Origin of the sequence: Pseudonocardia acidicola (assembly GCF_012911935.1) — a bacterium.
Taxonomy (GTDB): domain Bacteria; phylum Actinomycetota; class Actinomycetes; order Mycobacteriales; family Pseudonocardiaceae; genus Pseudonocardia; species Pseudonocardia acidicola.
The window spans coordinates 46,349-72,412 of sequence record NZ_JAAXLA010000033.1 but is presented as its reverse complement, the minus strand read 5'-3'; the positions used below and the strand labels follow the sequence as shown (position 1 = coordinate 72,412).

At 72.8% G+C, this 26,064-nt stretch carries 26 protein-coding genes; 16 read left to right on the top strand and 10 right to left on the bottom strand.

Features of this window, described 5'->3' with window-relative positions; genetic code table 11:
• A partial coding sequence (locus HF526_RS18390; protein WP_169382756.1) for an SACE_7040 family transcriptional regulator occupies positions 1–652 on the bottom strand: 652 nt, incomplete at its 3' end.
• A gap of 43 nt (positions 653–695) precedes the next feature.
• Here HF526_RS18390 and HF526_RS18385 point away from each other — a divergent pair.
• The gene (locus HF526_RS18385; protein WP_420821635.1) at positions 696–2,297 is read left to right on the top strand and encodes a sensor histidine kinase; all 1,602 of its coding nucleotides are present in this window, start codon (positions 696–698) and stop codon (positions 2,295–2,297) included.
• Between the two features lie 12 nt (positions 2,298–2,309).
• Here the strand turns inward: HF526_RS18385 and HF526_RS18380 are convergent, their stop codons facing one another.
• Together HF526_RS18380 and HF526_RS18375 are read right to left on the bottom strand one after the other, a co-directional pair.
• The gene (locus HF526_RS18380; protein ID WP_169382745.1) at positions 2,310–2,984 is read right to left on the bottom strand and encodes a winged helix-turn-helix domain-containing protein; all 675 of its coding nucleotides are present in this window, start codon (positions 2,982–2,984) and stop codon (positions 2,310–2,312) included.
• 30 nt (positions 2,985–3,014) lie between these two features.
• Positions 3,015–3,539, bottom strand: coding sequence for a hypothetical protein (locus tag HF526_RS18375; RefSeq protein WP_169382744.1), 525 nt, complete (start codon positions 3,537–3,539; stop codon positions 3,015–3,017).
• Between the two features lie 157 nt (positions 3,540–3,696).
• Between HF526_RS18375 and HF526_RS18370 the strand changes: the two genes are divergently transcribed.
• The 4 genes from HF526_RS18370 (at position 3,697) to HF526_RS18355 (ending at position 9,297) form a co-directional block, all read left to right on the top strand.
• Complete coding sequence (locus HF526_RS18370) at positions 3,697–5,331, top strand: carboxyl transferase domain-containing protein (protein WP_420821634.1); 1,635 nt, start codon at positions 3,697–3,699, stop codon at positions 5,329–5,331.
• Positions 5,332–5,341: 10 nt separating this feature from the next.
• The gene (locus HF526_RS18365) at positions 5,342–7,330 is read left to right on the top strand and encodes an acetyl/propionyl/methylcrotonyl-CoA carboxylase subunit alpha (protein WP_169382742.1); all 1,989 of its coding nucleotides are present in this window, start codon (positions 5,342–5,344) and stop codon (positions 7,328–7,330) included.
• Position 7,331: 1 nt separating this feature from the next.
• Complete coding sequence (locus HF526_RS18360; protein WP_169382740.1) at positions 7,332–8,480, top strand: acyl-CoA dehydrogenase family protein; 1,149 nt, start codon at positions 7,332–7,334, stop codon at positions 8,478–8,480.
• A gap of 427 nt (positions 8,481–8,907) precedes the next feature.
• On the top strand, positions 8,908–9,297 hold the full coding sequence (locus HF526_RS18355; RefSeq protein ID WP_169382738.1) for a hypothetical protein: 390 nt from the start codon (positions 8,908–8,910) through the stop codon (positions 9,295–9,297).
• A gap of 108 nt (positions 9,298–9,405) precedes the next feature.
• Here the strand turns inward: HF526_RS18355 and HF526_RS18350 are convergent, their stop codons facing one another.
• From HF526_RS18350 to HF526_RS18340, 3 genes are all read right to left on the bottom strand, one after another.
• A complete protein-coding gene (locus HF526_RS18350; protein WP_169382736.1) occupies positions 9,406–9,582 on the bottom strand; it encodes a hypothetical protein in 177 nt (58 codons plus the stop codon).
• 118 nt (positions 9,583–9,700) lie between these two features.
• Positions 9,701–10,504: a 5'/3'-nucleotidase SurE gene (gene surE, locus HF526_RS18345; protein ID WP_338051562.1), complete on the bottom strand. Its 804-nt coding sequence runs from the start codon at positions 10,502–10,504 to the stop codon at positions 9,701–9,703.
• Between the two features lie 144 nt (positions 10,505–10,648).
• Entirely contained in the window at positions 10,649–10,873 is a 225-nt protein-coding gene (locus HF526_RS18340; RefSeq protein ID WP_169382734.1) for a hypothetical protein, read from the bottom strand.
• A gap of 175 nt (positions 10,874–11,048) precedes the next feature.
• Between HF526_RS18340 and HF526_RS18335 the strand changes: the two genes are divergently transcribed.
• Positions 11,049–12,215, top strand: coding sequence for an LLM class flavin-dependent oxidoreductase (locus HF526_RS18335; RefSeq protein ID WP_239028832.1), 1,167 nt, complete (start codon positions 11,049–11,051; stop codon positions 12,213–12,215).
• 78 nt (positions 12,216–12,293) lie between these two features.
• On the opposite strand, the gene HF526_RS18330 is transcribed toward HF526_RS18335, so the two are convergent.
• The gene (locus HF526_RS18330; protein ID WP_169382730.1) at positions 12,294–13,094 is read right to left on the bottom strand and encodes a transglutaminase family protein; all 801 of its coding nucleotides are present in this window, start codon (positions 13,092–13,094) and stop codon (positions 12,294–12,296) included.
• 201 nt (positions 13,095–13,295) lie between these two features.
• Between HF526_RS18330 and HF526_RS36450 the strand changes: the two genes are divergently transcribed.
• Positions 13,296–13,424 (top strand): hypothetical protein, encoded by a 129-nt coding sequence (locus HF526_RS36450; RefSeq protein WP_275404078.1) that lies wholly within the window; start codon positions 13,296–13,298, stop codon positions 13,422–13,424.
• Between the two features lie 23 nt (positions 13,425–13,447).
• Here HF526_RS36450 and HF526_RS18325 read toward each other — a convergent pair whose 3' ends face one another.
• Complete coding sequence (locus HF526_RS18325) at positions 13,448–14,371, bottom strand: anti-sigma factor RsbA family regulatory protein (RefSeq protein ID WP_169382728.1); 924 nt, start codon at positions 14,369–14,371, stop codon at positions 13,448–13,450.
• A 250-nt stretch (positions 14,372–14,621) separates the two neighbouring features.
• On the opposite strand from HF526_RS18325, the gene HF526_RS18320 reads away from it, so the two are divergent.
• The 4 genes from HF526_RS18320 to HF526_RS35485 all read left to right on the top strand — a co-directional run bounded on the left by HF526_RS18320 (position 14,622) and on the right by HF526_RS35485 (position 17,321).
• Complete coding sequence (locus HF526_RS18320) at positions 14,622–15,074, top strand: MaoC family dehydratase (RefSeq protein ID WP_169382726.1); 453 nt, start codon at positions 14,622–14,624, stop codon at positions 15,072–15,074.
• A gap of 13 nt (positions 15,075–15,087) precedes the next feature.
• Positions 15,088–16,302 (top strand): acetyl-CoA C-acetyltransferase, encoded by a 1,215-nt coding sequence (locus HF526_RS18315; protein WP_169382724.1) that lies wholly within the window; start codon positions 15,088–15,090, stop codon positions 16,300–16,302.
• 121 nt (positions 16,303–16,423) lie between these two features.
• Complete coding sequence (locus tag HF526_RS18310; RefSeq protein WP_169382722.1) at positions 16,424–16,684, top strand: hypothetical protein; 261 nt, start codon at positions 16,424–16,426, stop codon at positions 16,682–16,684.
• A gap of 85 nt (positions 16,685–16,769) precedes the next feature.
• Positions 16,770–17,321 carry a MarR family transcriptional regulator gene (locus tag HF526_RS35485; protein WP_169382714.1) on the top strand — a complete coding sequence of 184 codons (552 nt, stop codon included), beginning with the start codon at positions 16,770–16,772 and terminating at the stop codon, positions 17,319–17,321.
• Between the two features lie 47 nt (positions 17,322–17,368).
• Here HF526_RS35485 and HF526_RS18300 read toward each other — a convergent pair whose 3' ends face one another.
• Positions 17,369–17,872: an inorganic diphosphatase gene (locus tag HF526_RS18300; protein WP_169382712.1), complete on the bottom strand. Its 504-nt coding sequence runs from the start codon at positions 17,870–17,872 to the stop codon at positions 17,369–17,371.
• A 171-nt stretch (positions 17,873–18,043) separates the two neighbouring features.
• Between HF526_RS18300 and dacB the strand changes: the two genes are divergently transcribed.
• The 4 genes from dacB (at position 18,044) to hpt (ending at position 22,296) form a co-directional block, all read left to right on the top strand.
• Positions 18,044–19,471, top strand: coding sequence for a D-alanyl-D-alanine carboxypeptidase/D-alanyl-D-alanine endopeptidase (gene dacB, locus HF526_RS18295; protein ID WP_169382710.1), 1,428 nt, complete (start codon positions 18,044–18,046; stop codon positions 19,469–19,471).
• A 91-nt stretch (positions 19,472–19,562) separates the two neighbouring features.
• Positions 19,563–20,621 carry a zinc-dependent metalloprotease gene (locus tag HF526_RS18290; RefSeq protein WP_169382753.1) on the top strand — a complete coding sequence of 353 codons (1,059 nt, stop codon included), beginning with the start codon at positions 19,563–19,565 and terminating at the stop codon, positions 20,619–20,621.
• Between the two features lie 30 nt (positions 20,622–20,651).
• Complete coding sequence (tilS, locus tag HF526_RS18285) at positions 20,652–21,659, top strand: tRNA lysidine(34) synthetase TilS (protein ID WP_338051561.1); 1,008 nt, start codon at positions 20,652–20,654, stop codon at positions 21,657–21,659.
• Positions 21,660–21,732: 73 nt separating this feature from the next.
• Positions 21,733–22,296: a hypoxanthine phosphoribosyltransferase gene (gene hpt, locus HF526_RS18280; RefSeq protein ID WP_169382708.1), complete on the top strand. Its 564-nt coding sequence runs from the start codon at positions 21,733–21,735 to the stop codon at positions 22,294–22,296.
• A gap of 72 nt (positions 22,297–22,368) precedes the next feature.
• On the opposite strand, the gene HF526_RS18275 is transcribed toward hpt, so the two are convergent.
• Positions 22,369–23,307, bottom strand: coding sequence for a serine protease (locus HF526_RS18275; RefSeq protein ID WP_169382707.1), 939 nt, complete (start codon positions 23,305–23,307; stop codon positions 22,369–22,371).
• 342 nt (positions 23,308–23,649) lie between these two features.
• Here HF526_RS18275 and ftsH point away from each other — a divergent pair, with 342 nt between their 5' ends.
• A complete protein-coding gene (gene ftsH, locus HF526_RS18270; RefSeq protein WP_169382705.1) occupies positions 23,650–26,064 on the top strand; it encodes an ATP-dependent zinc metalloprotease FtsH in 2,415 nt (804 codons plus the stop codon).

The window sequence follows — 26,064 nt, the reverse complement described above, 5'->3', positions numbered from 1 at the left end:
CGTGCAGGCCGGCCTGCGCATCGGCCAGGCCCAGCCTGCCGGCGACCGCGCGGGCCGGCACCGCGGCGTCGCCGGTGAGCAGCGCGGGACCGCGCCCGATCAGCTCCGTCAGCGCGGCCACCTCCGCACGACTGCCCCGGGTACCGCTGTGCGGAGTGGAGTTGAGCAGGCCGAACGCGCCGTGGGCGGCGATCCGGGCCGCCTCCACGGACAGCTCCGGGTTGATCCGCCGCAGCGTGTCCACCCAGATCTCGACGTACATGCGCTGCAGCAGCCGCACCCGGCGGCGGGGTGCCGGGGGCAGGTTGGCCAGGTCGCGGTCCTGCACGGTGATCAGTTCCGGCTCGCGCAGCGCGAAGTCGACCTGGAAGTCGATGAGCGCGGCGAGCACCTCCCGCGGGTCCTCGGAGGCGGCCGCGCGCTCCTGGCCGCCGGCCAGCAGGTGCTCGCTGATGCCGATCAGCATCTCCGCGAGCAGGGCTTCCTTGCTGGGGAAATGCCGGTAGAGGGCCGGTCCGCTCACGCCTACCGCGGCGCCCAGGTCGGCGATGCTCACGCCGTGGAAGCCGTGCCGGGCGAACAGCTGCGCGGCGACGCCGAGGATCTGTTCCCGACGGCTGCGGGAGCCGGCGACGCCCGCGCCGGCGTTCATTCCGGGGAACGCCGCCATCGCTCCAGCGTAGCGCGGCTAGTTAATGTTCCCTAACTGCTCCGCTGCGTTCCTCAGCGGCGGCACAGGCTGGTCCGTTTACCCTCGTCGCATGGGTCGGCTCCGCGGACGGTTGCGCGCGCGCTTCGGTGTGCGCGCCGCGTCGGCGCTGGCCGCGGCCGCCGCCGTCGCCGTCGTCCTGGTGATCGCCGGCGCCGCGCTCGTGTTCTTGCTGAACTACTTCCTGCGCATGTCCCTCGAGGACACCGCGACCCAGCAGACCACCCAGCTCGGCGAGCGGGTGGCCGCCAACTTCGAGGGCGAGTTGAAGAAGAACGCCGTCGAGGCCACCGGCGCGCGCTCCGACCTCGTCCAGGTGATCACCGACTACGCGCCGCGCGACGGCCACGACATCCAGGTGCTCGGGGCGTCGGACCCGCTCAGCTACAAGCCGCCGATGACCGACCTGATGCCCGCCGCGGGGGAGATCCAGGTCGACCCGGGCCGTCAGGTCCAGCTCGACGACGGCACCATGGAGCAGGCGCTGATCGTCGCCCAGGGCATGAAGGCCAGCGGCCGGACCATCGTCGTGCTCGCCGCGCAGCCGTTGGACGGCGTGTACAAGGCGGTCGACACCGTGTTCTACATGGTGCTGATCGGGGTGCCGATCCTCGTCGTCGTCGCCGGCTTCTTCACCTACCTGTTCGCCGGCCGCGCGCTGCGGCCGGTCGAGGCGATGCGCGCCCAGGTCGCCGGCATGACCGACCGCGACCTCGGGCGCCGCGTGCCGGTGCCGCCGGCCCGCGACGAGGTCGGCCGGCTGGCCGAGACGATGAACGCGATGCTGGCCCGGCTGCAGAACGCCCAGGGCGTGCAGCGCCGGTTCGTCGCCGACGCCAGCCACGAACTGCGCAGCCCGCTGGCCACCATCGCCACCGGCCTGGAGTTGATGGACGGCCCCGGCGGCGCCGACCGGGAGACCGTCGCGACGCTGCGCCAGGAGGCCGAGCGGCTGAACCGGCTGGTCGAGGGCCTGCTGCTGCTGGCCCGGGCCGATGAGCGCGGGCTGCAGCCGCGCCGCGAGGAGGTCGACCTCGACGAGGTCGTGCAGGCCGAGCGTGGCCGCCCCAGCGACGTCGGCGGGGCCGGCCCGGAGGTGCGTGCCGAACCGGTGCGCGTGGTCGGCGACCGGGGACAGCTGGTCCGGGTCGTCCGCAACCTGGTGGACAACGCCCGCCGGCACGCCCGCTCGAAGGTTCTCGTGACCGTCCGCCGGGCCGGGGGGCAGGCGGTGATCGAGGTCGCCGACGACGGGCCGGGTGTCCCGCCCGCCGACCGCGCCCGGGTGTTCGAGCGCTTCGTCCGGCTCGACGAGGCCCGTTCCCGCGGCGACGGCGGTGCAGGCCTGGGCCTCGCGATCGTCGCGGAGGTGGTCGCGGCGCACGGCGGCTCGGTCGAGGTCGACGAGGCGCCGGGCGGCGGTGCGCTGTTCCGGGTCCGGCTGCCGGTGGCCGAGGAGGCGCCCGATGCCGATCGGACGGGTGCGCTGCCACGCACCGCACCGGCGGCCCCGTCGCCGGTCCGGCGCCCGTCCCCGGCCCCGCGTCCGCCGGCCGGGGCGCCGGCGGTCACCCGTTCGTCGCGCTGAGCGGGGCGCGCCTCAGGACGGCTCCACCATCCGGTACCCGACCCCGCGCAGCGTCTCGATACTGGTGGTCGTGAACGGGGCGTCGATCTTGCGGCGCAGGTAGCCGACGTACACCTCGACGACGTTGACCTCGCCCTCGTAGTGCGCGTCCCACACCGCGCGCAGGATGTCGGTCTTGGTCACGACCTCACCGGCGTGCCGCATCAGGTACTCGAGCACGCCGAACTCGCGCGGGGTGAGGGTGATCTCGACCTCGCCGCGGTGCACCCGGTGCCGCGCCGGGTCGAGCCGCAGGTCGCCGACGGTCAGCACGGTCGGGCGTGCCTCACCGGCGCGGCGCAGCAGCGCGCGCAGCCGGGCCAGCAGCACCACGAACGAGAACGGCTTGGTCAGATAGTCGTCGGCGCCGAGGTCGAACGCGTCGGCCTCGTCGTACTCGCCGTCCTTCGCGGTGAGCATGAGCACCGGCGTCCAGATCCCGGCCTCGCGCAGCCGCTGCAGGATCCGGTAGCCGGACAGCCCCGGCAGCATGATGTCCAGCACGACCACGTCGTGCTGCCCGGTGCTCGCCGCGGCCAGGCCGGACGGGCCGTCGGAGGCGATCTGAACCGTGTGGCCCTCGGCGGCCAGCCCGCGGCGGACCAGCTCGGCCAGCGGCCGCTCGTCCTCGACCAGAAGCACCCGCACGATCAGACCGTAGAGCCTCGGCGACCGGGGTCAGCGCTCGGACCGGCGCAGGCGCGGGAAGCGGCTGCCGGCCCCGGTGGTGGCGAGCAGGAGCAGCAGCGCGGCCTGGCCGAGCATCCCGGGGGCCAGCGGGGTGGCGGCACCGGCCGCGCCGCCGCCGTACCAGGATCGGGTCAGCGGGGACAGGCTCGCCCAGTAGGTGCCGATCTGGTGGTCGAAGCCAGCCGGATCGGGATGGGCCAGCAGGTGCTCGGCCACGCCGAACGCGGCGGCGCCGAGCACGAGCAGAGCCAGGATCCGGACCAGTGGCAGCAGCTTCGCCCGGCGCGGCAGCACCAGCAGCACCGTCGCGACGGCGAGCAGCCCGACGCCCACCCACGGCACCGTCTGCAGCCGCCCCGGGGCGCCGATCTCGGCGACCACGCCGAGGATGCCCAGCGCGCTGAGCGCGACCAGCGCGCAGCGCACCACGCCGAGCGTGCCGCGCCCGTCGGCGTCCATGCTGCGGCGCTCCTCGCCGGCCAGCAGGGTGGGCGAGCTGTCGAGCACGATCACGGTGGCTCCTCGTGGCCGGGGATGCTGTCCACGGATCAGTGTCCGCAGCGACGCTGAAACCACGCTGAGAGCGGCGCGCCGGCACCGGGGGCCTGGTGCGCACGGTTAACGACCGCTAACATGTTAACGAGCGCTAACCGAGCCGGAGAGGTCAGGCATGACGGTGACCACGTCAGGGACCACGTCGAACGGCCGCCCCGCGACGGCCATGCCCGTGCTGGGTGGCGCCGTCGATCCGTCGGCACCGCAGTTCGAGCGCAACACCGAGTCGCACCGTGCTCTGGTCGCCGACCTGAACGCGAAGCTCGCGACGGCGCGCTCAGGTGGCCCGGAACGGGCCCGGGCCCGGCACGTCGAACGCGGCAAGCTGCTGCCGCGCGACCGGGTCGACGCCCTGGTCGACCCGTCGAGTCCGTTCCTCGAGCTCTCCCCGCTGGCCGCGAACGGCCTCTACGGCGACGAGGCCCCGGGCGCCGGGATGATCACCGGCGTCGGCCGGGTGGCCGGGCGGGAATGCGTGATCGTCGCGAACGACGCCACCGTCAAGGGCGGCACCTACTACCCGATGACGGTCAAGAAGCACCTGCGCGCGCAGGAGGTGGCCCTGCACAACCGGCTGCCCTGCATCTACCTGGTCGACTCCGGCGGCGCCTACCTGCCCGAGCAGGACGACGTGTTCCCCGATCGCGAGCACTTCGGCCGGATCTTCTACAACCAGGCCACGATGTCCGGGCTCGGCATCCCGCAGATCGCCGCGGTGCTCGGCTCGTGCACGGCCGGTGGAGCGTACGTCCCGGCGATGAGCGACGAGGCGGTGATCGTCCGTAACCAGGGGACGATCTTCCTGGGCGGCCCGCCGCTGGTGAAGGCGGCCACCGGTGAGGTCGTCACGGCCGAGGAGCTCGGCGGTGGGGACCTGCACTCGAAGGTCTCCGGGGTCACCGACCACCTCGCGAACGACGACGCGCACGCGCTGCAGATCGTCCGCTCGATCGTCGGGACCCTGGGCCCGCGCGCGCCGCGGCCGTGGGAAGTGGTGCCCACCGAGGAGCCGCTGGCCGATCCGGCCGAGCTCTACGGTGTCGTGCCCACCGACTCGCGCACCCCGTACGACGTGCGCGAGGTGATCGCCCGGATCGTCGACGGCTCCCGGTTCGGCGAGTTCAAGGCCGAGTACGGGACGACGCTGGTCACCGGGTTCGCCCGGCTGCACGGGCATCCGGTCGGCATCGTGGCCAACAACGGGATCCTGTTCTCCGAGTCGGCGCTCAAGGGCGCGCACTTCATCGAGCTGTGCGACCAGCGCGGCATCCCGCTGGTGTTCCTGCAGAACATCTCCGGGTTCATGGTCGGCCGGGAGTACGAGGCCGGCGGCATCGCCAAGAACGGTGCGAAGATGGTCACCGCGGTGGCGAGTACCCGGGTCCCGAAGTTCACCGTGATCATCGGTGGCTCGTTCGGGGCCGGGAACTACTCGATGTGCGGGCGGGCCTACTCGCCGCGGTTCCTGTTCATGTGGCCCAACGCGCGGATCTCGGTGATGGGCGGCGAGCAGGCCGCGACGGTGCTGTCCATGGTGCGGGGCAACGGGAACGGCGAATCCGACGAGGAGTTCAAGGACCGCATCCGTGGCCAGTACGAACACCAGGGGCACCCGTACTACTCGACGGCCCGGCTGTGGGACGACGGGGTGATCGACCCCGCCGACACCCGCACCGTCCTCGGGCTCGCGCTGTCCGCGGCCGCGAACGCCCCGCTCGCCGATCCCGCCTTCGGCGTCTTCCGGATGTGAGGGAGCAGGAATGTTCGACACCGTTCTGATCGCCAACCGCGGCGAGATCGCGGTCCGGGTCATTCGCACCCTGCGCGCCATGGGCATCCGCTCGGTCGCCGTGTACAGCGACGCCGACGCGCACGCCCGGCACGTCGCCGACGCCGACGTCGCGGTGCGCATCGGACCGGCCGCGGCCGCGCAGAGCTACCTGTCCATCCCCGCCGTGATCGAGGCGGCGAAGGCCACCGGTGCCCAGGCGATCCACCCCGGCTACGGCTTCCTGAGCGAGAACACCGCCTTCGCCGCAGCCTGCGAGGACGCCGGGATCGCGTTCGTCGGCCCGCCTGCGGCGGCGATCGAGGCGATGGGCGACAAGATCCGGGCCAAGCAGACCGTCGCCAAGGCCGGGGTCCCGGTCGTACCGGGATCCGAGGGCGTCGGGCTGTCCGACGCCGAGCTGACCGAGGCGGTGCAGCAGATCGGCTACCCGGTGCTGCTCAAGCCGTCCGCGGGCGGCGGCGGCAAGGGCATGCGCGAGGTGCACGCGCGGGAGGACCTGGCCGACGCGATCGCCGCGGCGCGGCGCGAGGCCCGCGGCTCGTTCGGTGACGACACGCTGCTGGTCGAGCGGCTCGTCACCACCCCGCGGCACATCGAGATCCAGGTCATGGCCGACGCGCACGGCAACGTCGTGCACCTCGGCGAGCGCGAGTGCAGCCTGCAGCGCCGGCACCAGAAGATCGTCGAGGAGGCGCCGTCCGCGCTGCTCACCCCTGCGCAGCGGGAGCGGATGGGCGCCGCGGCCGTCGAGGCGGCCCGCGCCGTCGGCTACACCGGCGCGGGCACGGTCGAGTTCATCGTGGGCGGGGACGCGCCGGACGAGTTCTTCTTCATGGAGATGAACACCCGGCTCCAGGTCGAGCACCCGGTCACCGAGCTCGTCACCGGGCTGGACCTGGTGGAGCTGCAGCTGCGGGTGGCCGCCGGCGAGACGCTGCCGATCACGCAGGACGACGTGACGCTGACCGGGCACGCCGTCGAGGTCCGGATCTACGCCGAGGACCCGGCCGCGGGGTTCCTGCCCACCGGCGGACGCATCCTGGCCCTGCGGGAACCGAGCGGGCCCGGGATCCGGGTCGACTCCGGGATCGTCGTGGGCGGCGTCGTCGGCTCGGACTACGACCCGATGCTCGCCAAGGTCATCGCCCACGGCCCCGACCGGGATTCCGCGCTGCGCCGGCTCGACGCCGCGCTCGGTGACACCGTCCTGCTCGGACTCGGCACGAACACCGGCTTCCTGCGCGCGCTGCTCGCCGACGACGACGTCCGCGCCGCGCGGCTGGACACCGGCCTGGTCGGCCGCCGGGTCGACGCGCTCGCGGCCGCAGATCTGCCTGCCGACGTGCCCGCGGCCGCCGCCCTGCACGCCCTGTTGCACCTCGAACCGGCCGGCCCGGTGGTCGACCCGTTCGACCTGCCCGGTGGCTGGCGCATCGGCGAACCCGCCTGGACGACATGGCAGATGCTCGCGGCCGGTCACGACCCGGTACCCGTGCGGGTCCGCGGCCGCGCCCGCGACGCCCAGGTCGCGGTGGGAGACGCCGAACCGGTGCCCGCGTCGGCCCGGCTGCAGGACGCGACGCTGGCCGTCACCGTCGGCGGTGTCACGCGCGGCTACGCCTGCGCGCAGGACGGCGCGACCCTGTGGCTGTCCCGCGACGGGCGGTCGTGGGCGGTCCGCGAGCAGGAGCCGCTCGAGGCCGCCCGGCACGCGGAGGAGGGCGCCGGCGGTCCGGTGCTGTCCCCGATGCCCGGCACCGTGACCGTCGTCGAGGTCGCCGAAGGCCAGCAGGTGACGGCGGGCCAGCGGCTCGTCGTCGTCGAGGCGATGAAGATGGAGCACGTGCTCACCGCCCCCGTCGACGGGGTGGTCCGCGAACTGAAGGCCCGCGCCGGTGGAACCGTCGCGAAGGACGCGGTGCTCCTGGTGGTCGAACCCCATTCCGAGGAGGACTGACATGGATCTCGAACTGAGCGAGGAGCACGCCGCGCTGCGGGCCACCGTCGAGGACTTCGCGCACAAGGAGGTCGCTCCGGTCATCGGCGAGTTCTACGAGCGCGGCGAGTTCCCTTACGACCTGGTCGAGAAGATGGGCGCGATGGGCCTGTTCGGCCTGCCCATCGCCGAGGAGCACGGCGGAATGGGCGGCGACTACTTCGCGCTGTGTCTCGCCCTGGAGGAGCTGGCCCGGGTCGACTCCTCGGTCGCGATCACCCTGGAGGCCGGCGTCTCGCTCGGCGCGATGCCGATCTACCGCTTCGGCAACGACGAGCAGAAGGCGCGGTGGCTGCCCGCGCTGGCCGCCGGGGAGAAACTCGGCGCGTTCGGGCTGACCGAGCCCGGCGGCGGCAGCGACGCCGGCGCCACCCGCACCACCGCCCGGCTCGAGGGCGACGAGTGGGTGATCAACGGCTCCAAGGCGTTCATCACGAACTCCGGCACCGACATCACCTCGGTCGTCACCGTCACCGCGATCACCGGCGAGCACGACGGCGGCAAGAAGGAGATCTCCGCGATCATGGTGCCGGCGGGGACGCCGGGCTTCACCGTCGCCGAGAAGTACTCCAAGGTGGGCTGGAACGCCTCGGACACCCACGAGCTGTTCTTCGACGACTGCCGCGTCCCGGCGTCGAACCTGCTGGGCGAGCGCGGCCGCGGCTACGCGCAGTTCCTGTCCATCCTGGACGAGGGCCGGGTCGCGATCGCGGCGCTGAGCGTCGGACTGGCCCAGGGCTGCGTCGACGAGTCGGTGCGCTACGCCCACGAGCGGGAGGCGTTCGGCAACCCCATCGGCAGCTATCAGGCCATCCAGTTCAAGATCGCGGACATGGAGGCCCGGGCGCACACCGCACGGCTGGCCTACTACGCCGCCGCCGCGAAGATGCTGAACGGCGAGCCGTTCAAGAAGGAGGCGGCGATCGCCAAGCTCGTCTCCTCGAACGCCGCGATGGACAACGCCCGCGACGCCACTCAGATCTTCGGGGGCTACGGGTTCATGAACGAGTACCCGGTCGGCCGGTTCTACCGCGACGCCAAGATCCTGGAGATCGGCGAGGGCACCTCCGAGGTGCAGAAGATGCTGATCGCCCGCCAGCTCGGGCTGTAGCCGCCGGCCGCGGCCGGGGTCGGCGCCGCGCTCGTCGCGATCCCCGGCCGGTGTGACGTCGACACCGTCCACTACTGCGCCCCGGCCGAGGCCGGCCCCGACCGGGCGACCGGCCGGACGCTCGTGCTCGACGATCCGCGGCACTCCTGTGTGGACCTCCCGGATCCTGGGTACCTGCACCTGGCCCACACCCGGTGCTTCGCCGAGGGGTGGACACCGCGTTCCCGCCGGGCGCCCCGCTGCGGGCGGTGCACACCGGCGGCGGTGGGTTCACGATGCCCCGCCGGCCGGCCGAGACCGCCCGCCGGTCCGCGGCGACGCCCCGGTGCTCACCGACGACCGCGCCCCGGCCGACCAGTTGTTGACCACGTGCCGCGCCGCGTGACCGGAACGCGGTACGGTCGCCCGAGGAGTGGGAGGTGCCGACGTGGCCAGCTGGGACGACCTGGTGTCCTACGTGCGGATGCGCTACGAGATCATGCGCCAGGCCCCTGGCGAGCTGTGGTTCAACCTCCCCACGGTGGGCGAACGGACCCAACTCGTCGTGGTCCGGCAGGTGCAGGGCGAGGACGGGCACCCGTGGGCGCAGATCGCATCACCGGTCGCCAGGGCCGCCGACGTCGATCTGGCACGACTGCTGGAGCTGGCCGGGAAGTCGGTCGTCGGCGGCGTCGCCTCGACGGACGGGGTCGTGGTCTTCCGGCACTCGATCCCGTTGGAGGAGACGAACCTCGCCGGGTTCGAGCGGCCCTTCCGGCTGGTGGTGGAGCTCGCCGACCGGCTCGAGGAGCAGCTCACCGGAGCCGACGAGAACTGACGCGCCGGCCCGCGACGTCCCGCCGACACGGAGCGTCACCCTGGCCGCCGTCCGGGGCGTACGGCGGCTGCCTCCGCGATGAACGCCGGGTGATCGCCCGGCGTCGCGTCAGTTGAACTGCGGCGCGAGGTCGAGCGCCTGATCGACCAGGACGCGCAGCCGGGCCAGGAGTTCGTCGGCTTCCGCCCAGGTCAGCGCCCCGGAGCGAACCCCGTGGCGGATCTCCTCCGCCACGGCACGAGCGAAACGGGTGGACCACTCCGACCGGATCTCGCCATCACGCATTGTGAGATCGTGACGTGTGTCGTAGATCACGCCTGATTCGGGGGTCGCATATACCACAGTGTTCGCTGCCGCCCCAGGAAAGCAGGGTTCCGCTGGGCCGGACGGGTTGCGCCCGAGGTCAGCCACCGAGGTCGGCGGTTGCGGAGCGTTGCCCCAGCACGCCGGGGCGTTCGCCGACCGACTGCAGTTCGGTCAAGGTCGGGTGACCTGCCGCGAGCAGTGCGATGTCGGTGCCGGGCTCCGGAGTGAACCCGTGCTCGGAGATGCTGGCGTGCAGCGCTCCCGACGGGTGGCCGTCGCGGTGCACCACTCGCACCTGCACGGCGCCGAAGTGTGCCAGCCGCGCCTCCCGCAGTTCGCCCAGTTCGTCGACGGGCAGGTCGGGAACGTTGAGCGAGAAGACGGTGCCCGGCGATGCGGCCAGCAGCAGGTCCAGCACCGTCGGCAGCAGGTGCAACGCCGAATCCCAGTGCGGGTTCTCCGGCGTCTCCAGTCCACTGTCCAGTGACACCGCCAGCCCGTACCAGCCGTGCAGGCTCGCGGTCAGCGCCGCGCCGGCGGTGCCGGAGTGCAGCACCGCCCGGCCCACGTTCGACCCGTCGTTGATGCCGGACAGCACGATGTCGGGATGCGGGTCCAGCCAGCCCCGGCCGGCCGCGTGGACGATGAACGCCGGGTGCCCCTCGACGGCGAAGGCCGGGATCCCGGGCAGGCCCGGGAGCTCACGCGGGTGCACCGCCGTCCGGTTCCCGTCCCGCACCGACAGCACCGAACCGCCGACCCCGCTCGCGTCGACGTGCGGAGCCGCCACCACGACGTCCAGGCCGGCGTCCCGGGCCCCCGCCGCGAGGGCCCACAGGCCGGGGGAGTCGATGCCGTCGTCGTTGGTGATCAGCGCGCGCAGTCTTCGGGAGGAGGCCACGGCTCCACCGTAGGTGAGGCGGACGGCCGATGGCTGTCGCCGAGATGTCGCCCACTCCCGATCATCGGGCGGCGCCTGCGTCGTCCGCCGCCGGACGGTCCGGGGGCCCGAGATCGGGGGTGCACCCCGGCACCGCCCGGGCGCTCACCCGGCCGTCAGCCCGCCCAGGGCGAGCGCGAACAGGTCGTCGACCGGCTCCCGGTCCGCGGCCGCGCCGCGGGGTGGACCAGTGCGGAACTCCCCGCTCGCGGCGCGCAGGATCTCGGCCCGAGGGCTCGGGCGGGGCATGGCGGGCCGGACTCGCCCGCCGGCACCCCGCGCCCCGGCGGCCATGGCAAGCAGGCCGACGTCGTCAGGCGCGCCGGCCACCCGGGCACGTGTAACCAAACCCACATCTGCTTTCCAATGGCCCGTTGACCTGCGGGTTCGGGAAGACGTCCCGGTGAGTAGCGCCACGGTGTGAACCTTGACACTCGTTGTCGAACTGTGGTTCGTTCGGTGCCTCTCCGTCGGCACCCCGGAAGGTCGCATCTCAATGTCGCGTATGCGCTTCGGAATCTTCATGGCGCCGTTCCACGCCCCGCCCGGCCGGAACCCCACCGTCGCCCTGCAGCGCGACGTCGAGACCATCCAGCAGCTCGACCGGCTGGGCTACGACGAGGCCTGGGTCGGCGAGCACCACTCGTGCGGTTCGGAGATCATCGCCTCGCCGGAGATCTTCATCGCCCACGTCGCCTCCCGGACCGAACACATCAAGCTGGGTACCGGGGTGCTCTCGCTGCCCTACCACAACCCGCTGTGGGTGGCCGACCGCGCGATCCTGCTCGACCACCTGACCCGCGGCCGGTTCATCCTGGGTCTCGGCCCGGGCGCGCTGCCCACCGACGCGGCCATGATCGGCATCGACCCGTCCGAGCAGCGGCCGGCGCTGGAGGAGGACGTCGACGTCCTCATGCAGCTGCTGCTGACCGACGAGCCGGTCACGCACAAGACCGCCCGCTACAACCTGGTCAACGCCCGCTGCCAGCTGCGCCCGTTCACCGACCCCTGTTTCGAGATCGGCGTCGCCGCGATCGCCTCGCCGTCCGGGCCGCGCATCGTCGGCAAGCACGGCCTCTCGCTGCTCTCCGTCGGCGCCACGATGACCGGTGACCTCGACCTGCTCGCCATGCACTGGGACGTGGTGGAGGAGAAGGCCGCCGAGCACGGGCAGAAGGCCGACCGCGGCCGCTGGCGCCTGGTCGGGCCGATGCACATCGCCGAGACCAAGGAACAAGCGATGAAGGAGGTCGAGTACGGCATCGAGGCGTGGTGCGACTACCTGCAGCACACCGCGGCCGCCCCGCACTTCCGCCCGACCGGCGACACGCTCCGGGAGCGGGTCAACTGGGTCAACGACAGCGGCACCGGCGTCATCGGTACTCCGGAGGATGCGATCCGCAAGATCGACGAGCTGTACAAGCAGTCCGGCGGCGGGTTCGGTGCCTACCTGATGATGGCCCACGACTGGGTCCGGCCGGACGCCATGGCCCGCCACTACGAGCTGTTCGCCGAGCAGGTCATGCCCGCGTTCCAGGGCTCGGGCGAGCGCACCCTCGCCGCCGCGCAGTACGCCCAGAGCCGCTGGCAGGAGCTCGACGCCAAGCAGGCCGACGCGCTGGCCGCGTGGACCGACAAGCACGCCAAGGAACGGGCCGCCAAGGGCGGCTGATCCGCGGCACGGACTCCCGCCGGCCGGCGTACAACGTGGTGGGCCGGCCGGCGGGTGGCACCGCGGCCCGGTCGAGGCTCAGTTGAGATGCGCCCGCAGGGAACGGGACACCGTCCGCAGGTCGTCGAGCTGGTCCTCGTTCAAGCCGAAACGCGGGTTGTCGACCGCCCGGGCCACGTAGTCGTCGATGAGCCGCGCGCCGTCGAGCCAGCGACCCTGATCACCCTGCGTGCGGGCCAGTTCGATGATCAGCGGCGGCCCGTCGTGGCGCAGTGTCAGCCGCATCCGCAGCACCCACTCCAGGTCGGCGTACTGCCGCCGCTCCCGGTAGATGGACCGCAGGTTCTCCAGCATCCGGGTGAGGATTCCCCGGGTGGTGGTCCGGGTCAGCAGGTGCGGGCCGAAGGCGATCTCCCGGCCCGCGCCGGTGGCCGCCCGGAATCGCGCCTCGCAGCCGGCCACGTCGAGGAACCGGCCGCCGGCGAAGACGTCGAGATAGCGCTCGGTGCCGGGCGGGCGGACCAGGAAGTGCCCCGGCATGCCGACGCCCTCGAGCGCGATCCCGGCGCGGCGACCGACCTCGATGCACACCACCGCGAGGGTGATCGGGATGCCGGTGCGGTGGGTGAGCACATGGGGCAGCAGCGAGTTGCGCGGGTCGTAGTAGTCGGCGGTGTTGCCGACGAAGCCCTCCTCGGTGAACAGCCGCCGCACCAGGCCGTCGAGGGAGGCGACGCCGTCGGCCAGCCGGTCGAGTTCGCGGAGCCAGCGGGCGGGCTCGAGGTTCGGGTCGGCGCCCGCCGCGAGCGCGAGCGCCGCTTCGTCGAGCGCCGGCTCCGGTGCGTCGACCAGCGCGCTGAACCGTTCGACGGGGTCCACGCGGACATCCTGCACGCCGGCGTGGCTTGACGGCAGCATGAGCAGTGAGATCGTGACCCGGCAGGTGCGGCTCGCCGCGCGCCCGGCCGGACTGCCCACCCCGCAGACGTGGGAGCACACCACCGAGCCGGTCCCACTGCTGAACCGGGCCCGGATGGAGGGCTTCGCCGTCACCGACTTCGCGACCGCTACCCGGAGGGCGTGGCGGCGCTGGGCCGCTGGCTCGGCGAGGGCAGGCTGCAGAGCCGGCACGACATCGTGCGCGGCACCGTCGAGGACGTCCCGGACACGCTGCTGCGGCTGTTCGGGGCGAGAACACCGGCAAGCTGATCCTGCAGATCGCGGACCGAGGATCAGCGCTCCACGAAGAGCCGCACGACCGTGCCGCCCTCGTCACTCCAGGCCTGCAGCACGTCGGAGAGTTCGGAGGCCAGCCACAGCCCGCGGCCGCGCTCACCGGACGGTGCCGGCGCCACCATGCCCGGGAAGGGCACCGTCATCCGGCCGGTGTCGAACACCTCGCAGGTGACGCCGGTTGCCCAGATCCACAGCCGCAGCCGGCCGGTCCCGGCGCCGTGCTCCACGCTGTTGCTGGCGATCTCGTTGACGGCGAGGACGAAGTCGGCGATCCGCTCGGTGGCCAGCCCGGCCTGCGTCGAGACCGAGGCCACAAGGTGCCGCACGGCGGGCAGCTCCGGCGACCGGAAGTCCAGCTCGGCGGTGGGCGGCCCGAGGTCCGGCGGCGGCGGAGGCGGGTACTCGGCGACGACGTCGGCCGGGTCGCGGTAGCTCGCGCTCGGTGCGGAGTGGCCGTCGGCGAGCAGCGTGGGGTGCGTCGACCGGGCCTGGGCCACCAGCTCCCCGCGGATCGGGCAGGGGCACAGCATGGTGATCGGCAGCCCGTGCAGGGTCACGTTGAGCGCGGCGTCGAGCCGGGCCCAGTAGCCGGGATCGCAGCCCGGCAGGTCGGGGACGTGCTGGCCGATGACGGTGGTGCGCACACCGGGGGTCTCGACGCGGCGGGTCAGCCGAGCCCAGCGGACCGCGACGGTGAACGCCGGGACGCTGTGCACGCGGGCCGGGTCCTGGAACTCGACCGCGGCGGCATCGGCGCCGAGGGCGTCGACGAGCGCGGACCGGTTCGCCGCGTCGAGGACCGCGACCACGGGTTCTCCGGCCGCGAGCGCGGTACCGACCCGGAGGGAGAGCTGGTCGGCAAGCTGAGCGGGCGTGGAGTAGAGCACGCCCGCGTGCACCATGCCGGTCGTACCGGTCATGGCGGGCCATCCGTCGCCCGGATGGCGCGACCCGCCGAATGGGTCGTCATCAGCCCCGTCCCAGATACGCACCCGACGCGGCGCAGAGTAGTGCCCGGGAACCAGGGCCGCCGAGTGGAGCCACGGGGCCGGAGGTGCCGGGCCGGGGCGCCGTCGTATGGCAGGGTGAGGCGGTCGGCGGTGTGGCCGGCAGAGGTGTCAGGGGCCGGGCCTGCCGACTCGGCCGCAACCGACGGATGAGGGGTTGTGCATGCGCGTCTTCAACGGTGTGGACGAACTGCGGAAGGCCAAGGGCACCACGCTCGGCCAGAGCGAGTGGATGACGGTCGACCAGTCTCAGATCGACAAGTTCGCCGATGCGACCGGCGACCACCAGTGGATCCACGTCGACGCGGAGAAGGCCAAGGACGGCCCGTTCGGCACCACGATCGCCCATGGCTTCCTCACCCTGTCGCTGATCCCGGTCATCGGCTGGCAGATCTACAAGGTCGACAACGTCAAGATGACGATCAACTACGGGTTGAACAAGGTGAGGTTCACCTCTCCGGTGCCGGTGGGCAGCCGGATCCGGGGCAGCATCGAGCTGCTCGATGTCGCCGACGTCAGCGGTGGGGTCCAGGTGACCAACAAGGTGACCGTCGAGATCGAGGGCTCCGAGCGGCCGGCCCTGGTGGCCGAGAGCCTGCTCCGCTACTACCTGTAGAAGGACACCGAACATGCGAGATGCGGTCATCTGCGAACCGCTGCGGACCCCTGTCGGCGGGTTCGGCGGATCCCTGCGCGACGTGCCGGCGCACGAGCTGGCGGCCACGGTCATCCGGGCGCTGATCGAGCGCACCGGGCTGGCGCCGGAGGCCGTCGACGACGTGCTGCTGGGCAACTGCTACCCGACGATGGACGCGCCGGCGATCGGCCGGGTGGCGGCGCTGGACGCGGGCCTGCCGGTGAGCGTCACCGGGCTGCAGATCGACCGCCGCTGCGGGTCGGGCCTGCAGGCCGTGATCTACGCGGCCATGCAGGTGCAGGCCGGCGCGTCCGACGTCGTGCTGGCCGGCGGTGCGGAGTCGATGAGCAACGCGCCCTTCTACTCCACCTCCATGCGGTGGGGGGTCAAGGGCGGGCCGGGCGTGATGATGCACGACGCGCTGGCCCGGGGGCGGGTCACCGCGGGCGGGCTCAACTTCCCGGTCCCCGGCGGCATGCTGGAGACCGCGGAGAACCTGCGTAAGGAGTACTCGATCCCGCGCGAGGAGCAGGACGAGTACTCGGTGCGCAGCCACCACCGCGCAGCTGCCGCGGCCGAGGCGGGCCGCTTCGCCGACGAGATCGTGCCGGTCACGATCAAGGGCCGGAAGGGCGACACCGTCGTCGACCGCGACGAGCACATCCGCCCGGACTCCTCGCTGGACAAGCTCGCGACGCTGCGTCCGGTGCTGGGTCGCGACGACCCCGAGGCCACCGTGACCGCCGGCAACGCCAGCGGGCAGAACGACGGCGCGGCGATCTGCGTGGTCACCCACCCGGCCAAGGCCGAGGAGCTGGGGCTGCGGCCGCTGGCCAAGCTGGTGTCCTGGGGCGTCGGCGGGGTGCCGCCGGCCACCATGGGTATCGGGCCGGTGCCGGCCGTGGCCCGCACGCTCGACGCCGCCGAGGTCGCGCTCAAGGACATCGACCTGATCGAGCTGAACGAGGCCTTCGCCGCGCAGGTGCTGGCCTGCACCCGCGAGTGGGGCTTCACCCCGACCGACTTCGACCGGATGAACGTCAATGGCTCGGGGATCTCGCTGGGGCACCCGGTGGGCGCCACCGGCGGCCGGATCCTGGCCACGCTGACCCGCGAGATGGTGCGCCGCGACGCCCGCTACGGGCTCGAGACGATGTGCATCGGCGGCGGTCAGGGCCTGGCGGCGCTGTTCGAACGGGTCGCCTGAGCGCAACCTTTTCGCCCGTTCTCGTCCGATACTGCGTAGACACTGCGTTGACGTGGCTCGAAACGCTTCCCTCTCGGCGAACGATGTTCTCAACAGGCGGAGTTCGCCGAGGGGAGCCGAGATGTCCAGCGCTACGGCGCCGTTGCTGACCGGACGCGATGTCGCGCTGCTGCGTGCGGTGGCCGCCGGACGCTGCCGGTTCAGCGTGCTGTGCGAGCCGGTGCTCCTGGTCGACGGCGTTCCCTGTGCCGATTTCACCGTGGCCGGCCGGCTGATCGACGCCGGCCTGCTCGTCGCGCCCGGGCACGGTGACCTGCTCGCGCCCGCAGGTCTCACCGACCGGGGACGAGCGGTGCTCGACCCGGTCGCGCGCGCATCCTGACCCGATCGGGCCTTGATCAACTTGTCGGCACCTGCTTGCGTGGGCCGCACCCCGACCCGCACATCGACATCGAGAGGGGCCTTGCGTGCCCTGCAAGAACGGCGCCGACCGCGCCGCGGCGCTCGCCGATGCCGACCAGCTCGGCGCCGAGCTCATCCGCCTGATCCGGCTTCTCGAACGCGCCTACACCCAGTACCAGGCCGAACACCCCGCCGCCGTCGAGCGCGCCACCTACCACCTGCTGGTGCACCTGGTGAAGGGCGGACCGCGCCGGGCCGGCGCGCTGGCCGAGGCCGTGCACTCCGACCCGTCGACGGTCAGCAGGCAGGTCGGGCAGCTCGTCCGGCTCGGTCTGGTCGAGCGTGCCGCCGACCCGGAGGACGGGCGGGCCACCCTGCTGGTCGCCACCGACGAGGGCTGCCGCGTCTTCGAGGAGAACCGCAGGCTCCGCAACGAGAAGATCGCCGAGATGATGGCGCACTGGTCGCCGTCCGACCGGCAGCGGCTGGGCGCGCTGCTCGCCCGGTTCACCACCGACTTCGAGGAGTACCGGTCACGGTCCGCCGAGCCGGAGGCCGGGGCCGCCGACGCGCGGCCCGATGTCATGGCTGATCGACCCGCGGGCCGGCAACCGTGACGTCGGGCCGTGCGTCGCAACACCGGACGAGGTAAGCGGCTGCGGGCTCAGTGCTCCGCGCCGGACTCCTCAGCCTCCTTGGCGCGCGCCCACGACGCATTGATCTCGCGCTCGGCGTCGGCCCGGCCGACCCAGGTCGCGCCCTCGACGCTCTTGCCGGGCTCGAGGGTCTTGTAGATCTCGAAGAAGTGCTGGATCTCCGCGCGGTCGAACTCCGGAAGGTGGTGGATGTCGCGCAGGTGCTCCTGTCGGGGGTCGTCCGACGGAACGCAGAGCACCTTGTCGTCACCGCCCTTCTCGTCCTTCATCCGGAACATGCCGATCGCCCGGCACCGGATCACGCAACCCGGGAAGGTCGGCTCCTGGACGAGGACCAGCGCGTCGAGCGGGTCACCGTCCTCACCGAGGGTTTCCTCGACGAAGCCGTAGTCGGCGGGGTACTGGGTGGCCGTGAAGAGCGTCCGGTCCAACCGGATGCGCCCGGTCTTGTGGTCCACCTCGTACTTGTTCCGGCCGCCCTTGGGGATCTCGATGGTGACGTCGAAGTCCACTGACGATGCTCCTGCTGTTCGGAAACGGGCTGAATGAGAGCCGATGCCGGTCGGGCGACCGGCTCCGGCGCCGACCTCTAGTGTGGGGGACCGCATCCGGGCGGGCGTGACCGGCCGACCCTGCCGGGGCCTCGGCACCGGTGACGCGGCGTGGAACGAGCGGGAGGCACGGTGGGATTCGGGCGGCGGATCGGGGACACGCTGCGCGTTCCCGGGCGGGGAGTCCGGCGCGGGATCGCGGTGCTCGTGATCCTGATGCTGGCTGCGGCGACCGGCAGCGTGATCGCGTTGACCGCGCCGTCCATGGCCTCCAAGCTGGGGTTGGGCGCGTCCACCGCGGCCGCGGACGTCCCGGCGGCGCCGGTCCCGGCGCTGCGTGCGCTGAACGCCAACGCTCCGCTGCCGACCGCGAGCGGGCTGGCGGAGGCGCTGACCCCGCTGGCCGGATCCGCGGGGCTCGGCAACTTCGCCGGCGTGGTGGTCGACCCCGCCGGCGGGACCACGCTGTGGCAACGATCACCGGATCAGGCACTCGCCCCGGGGTCGACAGCCAAGCTGCTCACCACGGCGGCCGCGCTGCTCACACTCGACAGCACGCAGCGGCTGTACACGAAGGTGGTGGCCGGGCCCACCCCCGACTCCGTGATCCTGGTCGGCGGCGGTGACCCGACGCTGACGGCGCTGCCCGCCGGGAAGAACTCGGTCTATCCGCAGCCGGCCCGCCTCGACGACCTCGTCGCCGACCTGCGCAAGACACACCCCGGCCCGATCACGCGGGTGCTCATCGACACCAGCCGCTACACCGGGCCGACGCTCGCTCAGGGCTGGGATCCCGCCGACATCCCGGCCGGCAACATCACGCCGATCGTGCCGCTGATGCTCGACGGCGGCCGCGTGGACCCGACGCTGCAGGACGGCCCGCGGGTCAGCCAGCCCGCGCTCGCCGCGGGCCGGGCGCTGGCCGAGAAGCTGGGTGCCGATCAGAACTCCGTCACCACGGCGGTCGCGGCGCCGAACGCCGCCGTGCTCGGCACCGTCGCGTCGGCGCCGATCTCGGACCTGGTCGAGAACATGCTGCAGAACTCGGACAACGTCACGGCGGAGCTGCTGGCCCGCGAGGTCGCGATCGCACGCAACGGCGACCCGTCGTTCACCGGTGCCGCCGCCCAGGTGCTGGCCGCGCTCTCCCAGGCCGGATTCGCCACCACCGGTGCGGTGATGGTCGACGGCAGCGGGCTCTCGACCAGCGACCGCGTGCCGCCCCGGCTGCTCGGTACGCTGCTCGGCGCCGCGGCGGCGCCGGCCCAGGGCGCCGACGACCCCGAGTTGCTGCGGCCGATGCTGTCCGGGCTGCCCGTGGCCGGCGGCGACGGCACGCTGGAGGACCGCTTCGACACCGCGAACTCCGCCGACGGGCGCGGCGTGGTGCGGGCCAAGACGGGCACCCTGAGCGGGGTGAGCAGCCTGGCCGGCGTGGTGACCGACGCCGACGGCAGGCTGCTGGTCTTCGCGTTGATCTCCAACGGGCAGTCGCCGGCCACCGTGCGCCCGCAGCTGGACACGATCGCGGCCACGCTGAGCCAGTGCGGCTGCCGCTGAGCCGACCCGGCCGGGAGATCCACCTCTGCTCACCGGTTTGCGTAGCGTGGGCCGCGTGCAGCCGGTACCGAGCAACGCAGCAGGGTCCGTGATGGTGAACGGCAGCGGGCCGTCTTCCGAGGTGGAACACGGTCTGCCGGTCAACTGGGAGCTGGCCCGGCGCACGGCCGCGCGGCTGGTGCCTGCCGGTCCCGCGGTGAGCCGGGCCGAGGCCGAGGAACTCGTCGACCGGCTGCGCTCCGATGCCGCCGTCGCCGAGGGACACGTCCGCGAGGTGACCGGTCTCGGCGCCGGCCTGCCGTTGCTCCCCGCCGACGTCGTGGACCGCCCGGCGTGGGCCGCCGCCGCCGTCGACGGCATGGCGGCACTGACCGCGGGCGCCCGGCTGCCACGGACGCCCAGGCTGGCCCGCAGCCTCACCGGCACCACCGCGGGCCTGCAGGTCGGTACCGTGCTCGCCTACCTCGGGGGCCGGGTGCTCGGCCAGTACGACCCGTTCGGTGGCGCGTCCGGTGGCGGCCGGCTGCTGCTGGTCGCGCCCAACGTGCACGCCGCGCAACGTGTCCTCAACGTCTCGGCCACCGACTTCGGGCTGTGGGTCTGCCTGCACGAGGCGACGCACCGGCTGCAGTTCACCGCGGTGCCCTGGCTGCGGGACTACTTCGCCGGCGAGATCGGGCGGTTCCTCTCGGTGGCCGACTCGGCGGGCGGCGGCCTGCTGCAACGGCTGCCCGAGGCGCTGCGCGGGCTGCGCGAGGCCCGCGGCGACTCCCTCGCACTCGTCGAGCTGCTGCAGGGCCCCGAGCAGCGGGCGGTGCTCGACCGCCTGCTGGCCGTGACCACGCTGCTCGAGGGCCACGCCGACCACGTCATGGACGCCGCGGGGCCCGAGGTGGTGCCCAGCGTCGCGACCATCCGCGCCCGGTTCACCGCGCGCCGCCGCGGCGGCGGACTGGCCGACCGGATCCTGCGGGCGCTGCTCGGGGTCGAAGCCAAGGTCCGGCAGTACGCGGTCGGGTCCGCGTTCACGAAGGCCGTCGTCGACGAGGTCGGGATGCACGGGTTGAACCGCGTCTGGACGAGCCCGGAGACGTTGCCCAGCCGCGCCGAACTCGCCGACCCGCAGGCCTGGCTGCGCCGGGTGGGGTGATCCGGGGCCGGCCGTGGCACGGTGTGCACCGTGACCGAGCTGGCCCGTGAGCCGACCCGTCCGGCCCGGCCCGACCCGGCCGTGGCGGACATCCGCCGGGCGGTCCGCGCCGCGCTGGCCGGGTTGCCGCCGGCCCCCCGTACCGCCCCGCTGCTCGTCGCGTGCTCGGGTGGTGCCGACTCGCTCGCGCTGGCCGTCGCGGCGCAGGCCGAGTTCCCGGGCCGGGTGCATGCGGCCGTCGTCGACCACGGCCTGCAGGACGGGTCGGCGCCCCGCTCGGCCGAGGTCGCCGCGCTGCTGGCCGGGCGCGGGATCGCCGCCACCGTGCACCCGGTGACCGTGGAGGGGCCCGGCGGCCTGGAGGCGGCCGCCCGGCGGGCCCGCTATGCGGTGCTGGCCGCGGCCCGTCCGCACCCCGACTCGCCGGTGCTGCTCGGGCACACCCTCGACGACCAGGCCGAGACCGTGCTGCTCGGGCTCGGCCGGGGTTCCGGGCCGCGGTCGATCGCCGGCATGCGGTCCTGGGACGCGCCCTGGCTGCGCCCGCTGCTCGGGGTGCGCCGCGCCGTCACCCGGGCGGTCTGCCGGGCCTGCGCCCTTCCGGTGTGGGACGACCCGCACAACGCCGACCCCCGGTTCACCCGGGTCCGGCTGCGCCGCGAGGTGCTGCCGCTGCTGGAGGACGTCCTGGCGGGCGGGGTCGCCGAGGCACTGGCCCGGACCGCGGCCCAGCTCCGCGAGGACGGCGACGCGCTCGACGGCTGGGCGGAGGAGATCCTCGCGGCCGCCCGGGACGGGGACGGGCTGCGCGTCGCCCCGCTCGCGGCCGCCCCCGCCGCGGTGCGCCGCCGGGCGCTGCGCGGCTGGCTGCTCGCAACAGGTGTGAACGGGCTCACCGATGGGCACCTTCGTTCCGCCGACGACCTGGTCGGTCGCTGGCGCGGGCAGGGTGGGGTCGCCCTCCCCGGCGGGTTGGACCTCGTTCGTCAGCGTGGCAGGCTGGTATTGCGCCGGACGGGGGAGCCCCCGGCCGGATGAGGCCCTCTTCGGGGCCCTGCCAGCAACGCCGTTCTGCCCGGAACCGCCGGGCTGTGTCGAGGAGGCCATCCGCTTGTACGACGGTGACATCGCGTCCGTGCTGGTCACCGAGCAGCAGATCAGTGAGAAGACCGCGGAGTTGGCCCAACTCGTCGGACGCGACTACGCGTCGGACCACTTCGGGCTGAGCGGTGAGTCGGATCTGCTCCTGGTCGGGGTGCTCAAGGGCGCTGTGATGTTCATGACCGATCTGGCCCGCGCGCTGCCCATGCCGGTGCAGCTCGAGTTCATGGCGGTCAGCTCCTACGGCTCGTCCACGTCGTCGTCGGGGGTGGTGCGCATCCTCAAGGACCTGGATCGCGACATCGCCGGCAAGCACGTGTTGATCGTCGAGGACATCATCGACTCCGGGCTGACGCTGTCCTGGCTGTTGAAGAACCTCGAGTCGCGCCGGCCCGCCTCGCTGGAGGTGTGCACGCTGTTGCGCAAGCCCGATGCGGTGAAGGTCGACGTCCCGGTGAAGTACGTGGGCTTCGACATCCCCAACGAGTTCGTCGTGGGCTACGGCCTGGACTACGCCGAGCGGTACCGGGATCTGCCGTTCATCGGGACGCTCGACCCTGCCGTCTACGCCTGACCGGCGCTCTGCACGGACGTGCCCGGTGCCGCGGGAGGCGGCACCGGGCACGGTGGGCGGGACGGAGCGCGGTCAGGCTCCGAGCGGCGGCCCCGCGGGCGGCGCCACCTGAGCGGGCGGCACTCCCGGGGGAAGCTTGGTGAACGGCTCGGTGCCGAGCGCGAGCTCGATGTAGCCGATGCCGCCGTGGGCGTTGGCGTAGGCCAGCACGCGGCTCATGTCGGCCAGGCCGTTGCTGACCGGCAGCGGCGCCAGGTTCAGCGTGGACAGCAGCCCCACGGCCCGGCCGCTGCCGTCCATGTAGGCGCTGCCGGAGTCGCCGGGGACACCGGGGCTGACGGTGTAGACCTCGTGACCCCAGCCGCCGGCGACATCGCCGGCGCTCACGCCCGCCTTGGGGCTGAGCGCGCTGATGCCCTGGCGCAGTGGTGAGTTGCCGTAGGAGTAGACCTCGGCGCCGGCCGGCAGGCCGTCGACGTTGATGCCGGTCGGGCCGCCGAAGAACGGCACCGACGGGTTGACCTTCGCCGTGTCCGCCGCGTCGAGCTCGACCAGCGCGAAGTCGTTGTGGGCGCAGGTGTCCGGGTCGGTCTCGCCGTCGTGCTGCATCGTGACCCACGAGCTGTAGACCATCGTCGCGGGGCGGCTCGCGCCCTCGACCTTCACCGTGGTGCCCAGCGGCATGGTGCCGGAGTCGCAGCCGTTGGTCTCGGTCGCCTGACCGGTTCCCGCGCAGTGCGCGGCCTGGCCGAGGAAGACCCGGCCCCCGCTGGTGAAGACGAAGTTGCTGGTGCAGGAGCCGCCGCCGTCGGTGACGGTCTGCACACCGGGGTGGATCGCCGCGCTCGAAGCCGGTGCCCAGGCCTTGCCCGCCGGTGCCTGCGCCGGTGCGGCGTGCCCGGGCTGTGCGGTCGCGGTGGCCGGTAGCGCGAAGCCTGCGACGGTCACCGCGCCGAGGGTGGCGGCGGCGACGGCGATTGCGCGCAACCGGATCCCGGACCTGACTCTCATCTGCTCTCCCCGCCGCCACGGACGGGTCGAACCCGCCCCGAGTGCTCGCTCGTCGACGGTTAACGACGACCGGGGGCAGTGGGATACGCCACCTTTTCGGTGATGTCGGCGCTCGCGGCGGCGCCGTGCCGGTGCCGGGTATCGGTGCCGGGGAACACCATCGGGTGCCGGCTCGTTGGCCTTACACGTATCCACCTCGGTGTTCGCCGGTCAGCGTGGTGGCGCGCGATGGCGCCAGGCCCGCTATCCTGGCGAACTCGGGGCCGGCAGTGTGCGCACCTGCGGTGGACCGCTGCCGGAGATTATCGCCAGGGAGGGTGAAGGCCGCCAGGCCGAAGCTGCATGGACCGCAAGCGCCTGCTCCGCAACCCGTTGATCTGGATCCTCGCAGCGATCCTGATCTACTTCACGTTCAGCGTGCTGTTCGACGACACGCGTGGCTACACCCAGGTCCCGACCTCCACCGCACTGACTCAGATCGCGAACGGCAACGTCAAGGACGCGCTGGTCGAGGACAAGGAGCAGCGGCTCCGCCTCACGCTGAACAGTCCGGTCGAGGGCGCGACCCAGATCATCACGCAGTACCCCGCGCAGAGCGCGGGTCAGATCTTCACCTCGCTGCAGAACGCGAGCAACAAACCGACCTTCAACACCGTCGTGCGCCAGGACTCGTTCCTGGTCACGATGCTGATCTACCTGATTCCGCTGGGCCTGGTGCTGCTCATCCTGTTCTGGATGATGAACAACGCCCAGGGCGGCGGGAACCGGGTGATGTCCTTCGGCAAGTCGAAGGCCAAGCAGCTCTCCAAGGACATGCCGAAGACGACCTTCGGTGACGTCGCGGGGGCCGACGAGGCCGTCGAGGAGCTGCACGAGATCAAGGACTTCCTGCAGAACCCGGGCCGCTACCAGGCGCTGGGCGCCAAGATCCCGAAGGGCGTGCTGCTCTACGGGCCGCCCGGCACCGGTAAGACCCTGCTGGCTCGCGCGGTCGCCGGCGAGGCGGGCGTGCCGTTCTACACGATCTCCGGTTCCGACTTCGTCGAGATGTTCGTCGGTGTCGGCGCGAGCCGGGTCCGCGACCTTTTCGAACAGGCCAAGCAGAACTCGCCGTGCATCATCTTCGTCGACGAGATCGACGCGGTCGGCCGTCAGCGCGGCGCCGGCCTCGGCGGCGGGCACGACGAGCGCGAGCAGACCCTCAACCAGCTGCTGGTCGAGATGGACGGCTTCGATGCGCGCGGCGGCATCATCCTGATCGCGGCCACCAACCGGCCGGACATCCTCGACCCGGCGCTGCTGCGCCCGGGCCGGTTCGACCGGCAGATCCCGGTCGGGGCTCCCGACCTGGCCGGCCGCAAGGCGATCCTCGCCGTGCACTCGAAGGGCAAGCCTTTCGCAGGCGACGTGGACTTCGACGGCCTGGCCAAGCGCACGGTCGGGATGTCCGGTGCCGACCTGGCCAACGTCATCAACGAGGCCGCGCTGCTCACCGCCCGGGAGAACGGGACGCTGATCACCGCGGCGGCGCTGGAGGAGTCGGTCGACCGGGTCGTCGGCGGGCCCCGGCGCAAGACCAAGATCATCTCTGAGCAGGAGAAGAAGATCACCGCCTACCACGAGGGCGGGCACGCGCTGGCCGCGTGGGCGATGCCGGACCTCGAGCCGGTGTACAAGCTGACGATCCTGCCTCGTGGCCGCACCGGCGGGCACGCGCTCGTGGTCCCCGAGGACGACAAGGGCCTGATGACCCGCTCGGAGATGATCGGCCGGCTCGTGTTCGCGATGGGTGGCCGGTCCGCCGAGGAGCTCGTCTTCCACGAGCCCACCACCGGTGCCTCCTCGGACATCGACCAGGCCACCAAGATCGCCAAGGCGATGGTCACCGAGTACGGCATGAGCGCCCGCCTCGGTGCCGTGCGGTACGGCCGCGACCAGGGCGACCCGTTCCTCGGCCGCTCCATGGGTCACCAGGCCGACTACTCCCTCGAGGTCGCGCACGAGATCGACGAGGAGGTGCGCGCGCTGATCGAGGCCGCGCACACCGAGGCGTGGGACATCCTCAACACCTACCGCGACGTCCTGGACGACCTGGTCTACGAGCTCCTGCAGAAGGAGACGCTGAACCGGACCGACCTCGAGCGCATCTTCGACCGGGTGGAGAAGCGGCCCCGGATCACCGCGTTCAACGACTTCGGCGGGCGCACCCCGTCGGACAAGCCGCCGATCCTCACCCCGGCCGAGCAGGCCCGCGAGCGCGGCGAGCCGTGGCCGCCGCACACCGAGCCGGTCCGCGAGCCCGCCCCGGTGGGCTCCTACCCCGGCGGCGCCAACGGGGTGCCCGCCCCCGGGCCCAACGGCGGGCCGATCCCGCAGCCGGGTCCCAACGGTGGCTTCCCGGGCAGCCAGCCCCCGTTCCCGACCGCGGCGTTCCCCGCCCCGTACGGGCGGGGTGAGCAGGGCCGGCCGAACGGGCCGGCCCAGGGGCAGACCCCGCCGTCCGGCCAGGTGCCGCCGAACTCGGTGCCGCCGAACTCGGTGCCGCCGAACTACGGCGCGCCGCCGGACTGGCGGCCCGCGACCACACCGGCCGGGCAGGCCTGGCCGCCGGATCAGTGGCAGCCGGGCACGCCCGGCCAGTACCCGGGAGGCGGCGAGAACGGCCGGCACGGCGTCCCCAGCGGGGAGAACCCGAGCGGTGCCGACGGGCGCGAGCCCGGCGGCCCGACGGGCCCGACCACCGGCGGCGGGAACTGA

Bases quoted from the DNA above. Each gene is read 5' to 3' on its own strand.
- HF526_RS18320 (WP_169382726.1), top strand. From the start codon at position 14,622: ATGCGCGTCTTCAACGGTGTGGACGAACTGCGGAAGGCCAAGGGCACC.
- ftsH (WP_169382705.1), top strand. From the start codon at position 23,650: ATGGACCGCAAGCGCCTGCTCCGCAACCCGTTGATCTGGATCCTCGCA.
- HF526_RS18315 (WP_169382724.1), top strand. From the start codon at position 15,088: ATGCGAGATGCGGTCATCTGCGAACCGCTGCGGACCCCTGTCGGCGGG.
- HF526_RS18385 (WP_420821635.1), top strand. From the start codon at position 696: ATGTTCCCTAACTGCTCCGCTGCGTTCCTCAGCGGCGGCACAGGCTGG.
- HF526_RS18370 (WP_420821634.1), top strand. From the start codon at position 3,697: ATGACGGTGACCACGTCAGGGACCACGTCGAACGGCCGCCCCGCGACG.
- HF526_RS18335 (WP_239028832.1), top strand. From the start codon at position 11,049: ATGCGCTTCGGAATCTTCATGGCGCCGTTCCACGCCCCGCCCGGCCGG.
- HF526_RS18350 (WP_169382736.1), bottom strand. From the start codon at position 9,582: ATGCGTGATGGCGAGATCCGGTCGGAGTGGTCCACCCGTTTCGCTCGT.
- HF526_RS18290 (WP_169382753.1), top strand. From the start codon at position 19,563: ATGGTGAACGGCAGCGGGCCGTCTTCCGAGGTGGAACACGGTCTGCCG.
- HF526_RS18325 (WP_169382728.1), bottom strand. From the start codon at position 14,371: ATGACCGGTACGACCGGCATGGTGCACGCGGGCGTGCTCTACTCCACG.
- HF526_RS18275 (WP_169382707.1), bottom strand. From the start codon at position 23,307: ATGAGAGTCAGGTCCGGGATCCGGTTGCGCGCAATCGCCGTCGCCGCC.
- HF526_RS18310 (WP_169382722.1), top strand. From the start codon at position 16,424: ATGTCCAGCGCTACGGCGCCGTTGCTGACCGGACGCGATGTCGCGCTG.
- HF526_RS18360 (WP_169382740.1), top strand. From the start codon at position 7,332: ATGGATCTCGAACTGAGCGAGGAGCACGCCGCGCTGCGGGCCACCGTC.
- HF526_RS18365 (WP_169382742.1), top strand. From the start codon at position 5,342: ATGTTCGACACCGTTCTGATCGCCAACCGCGGCGAGATCGCGGTCCGG.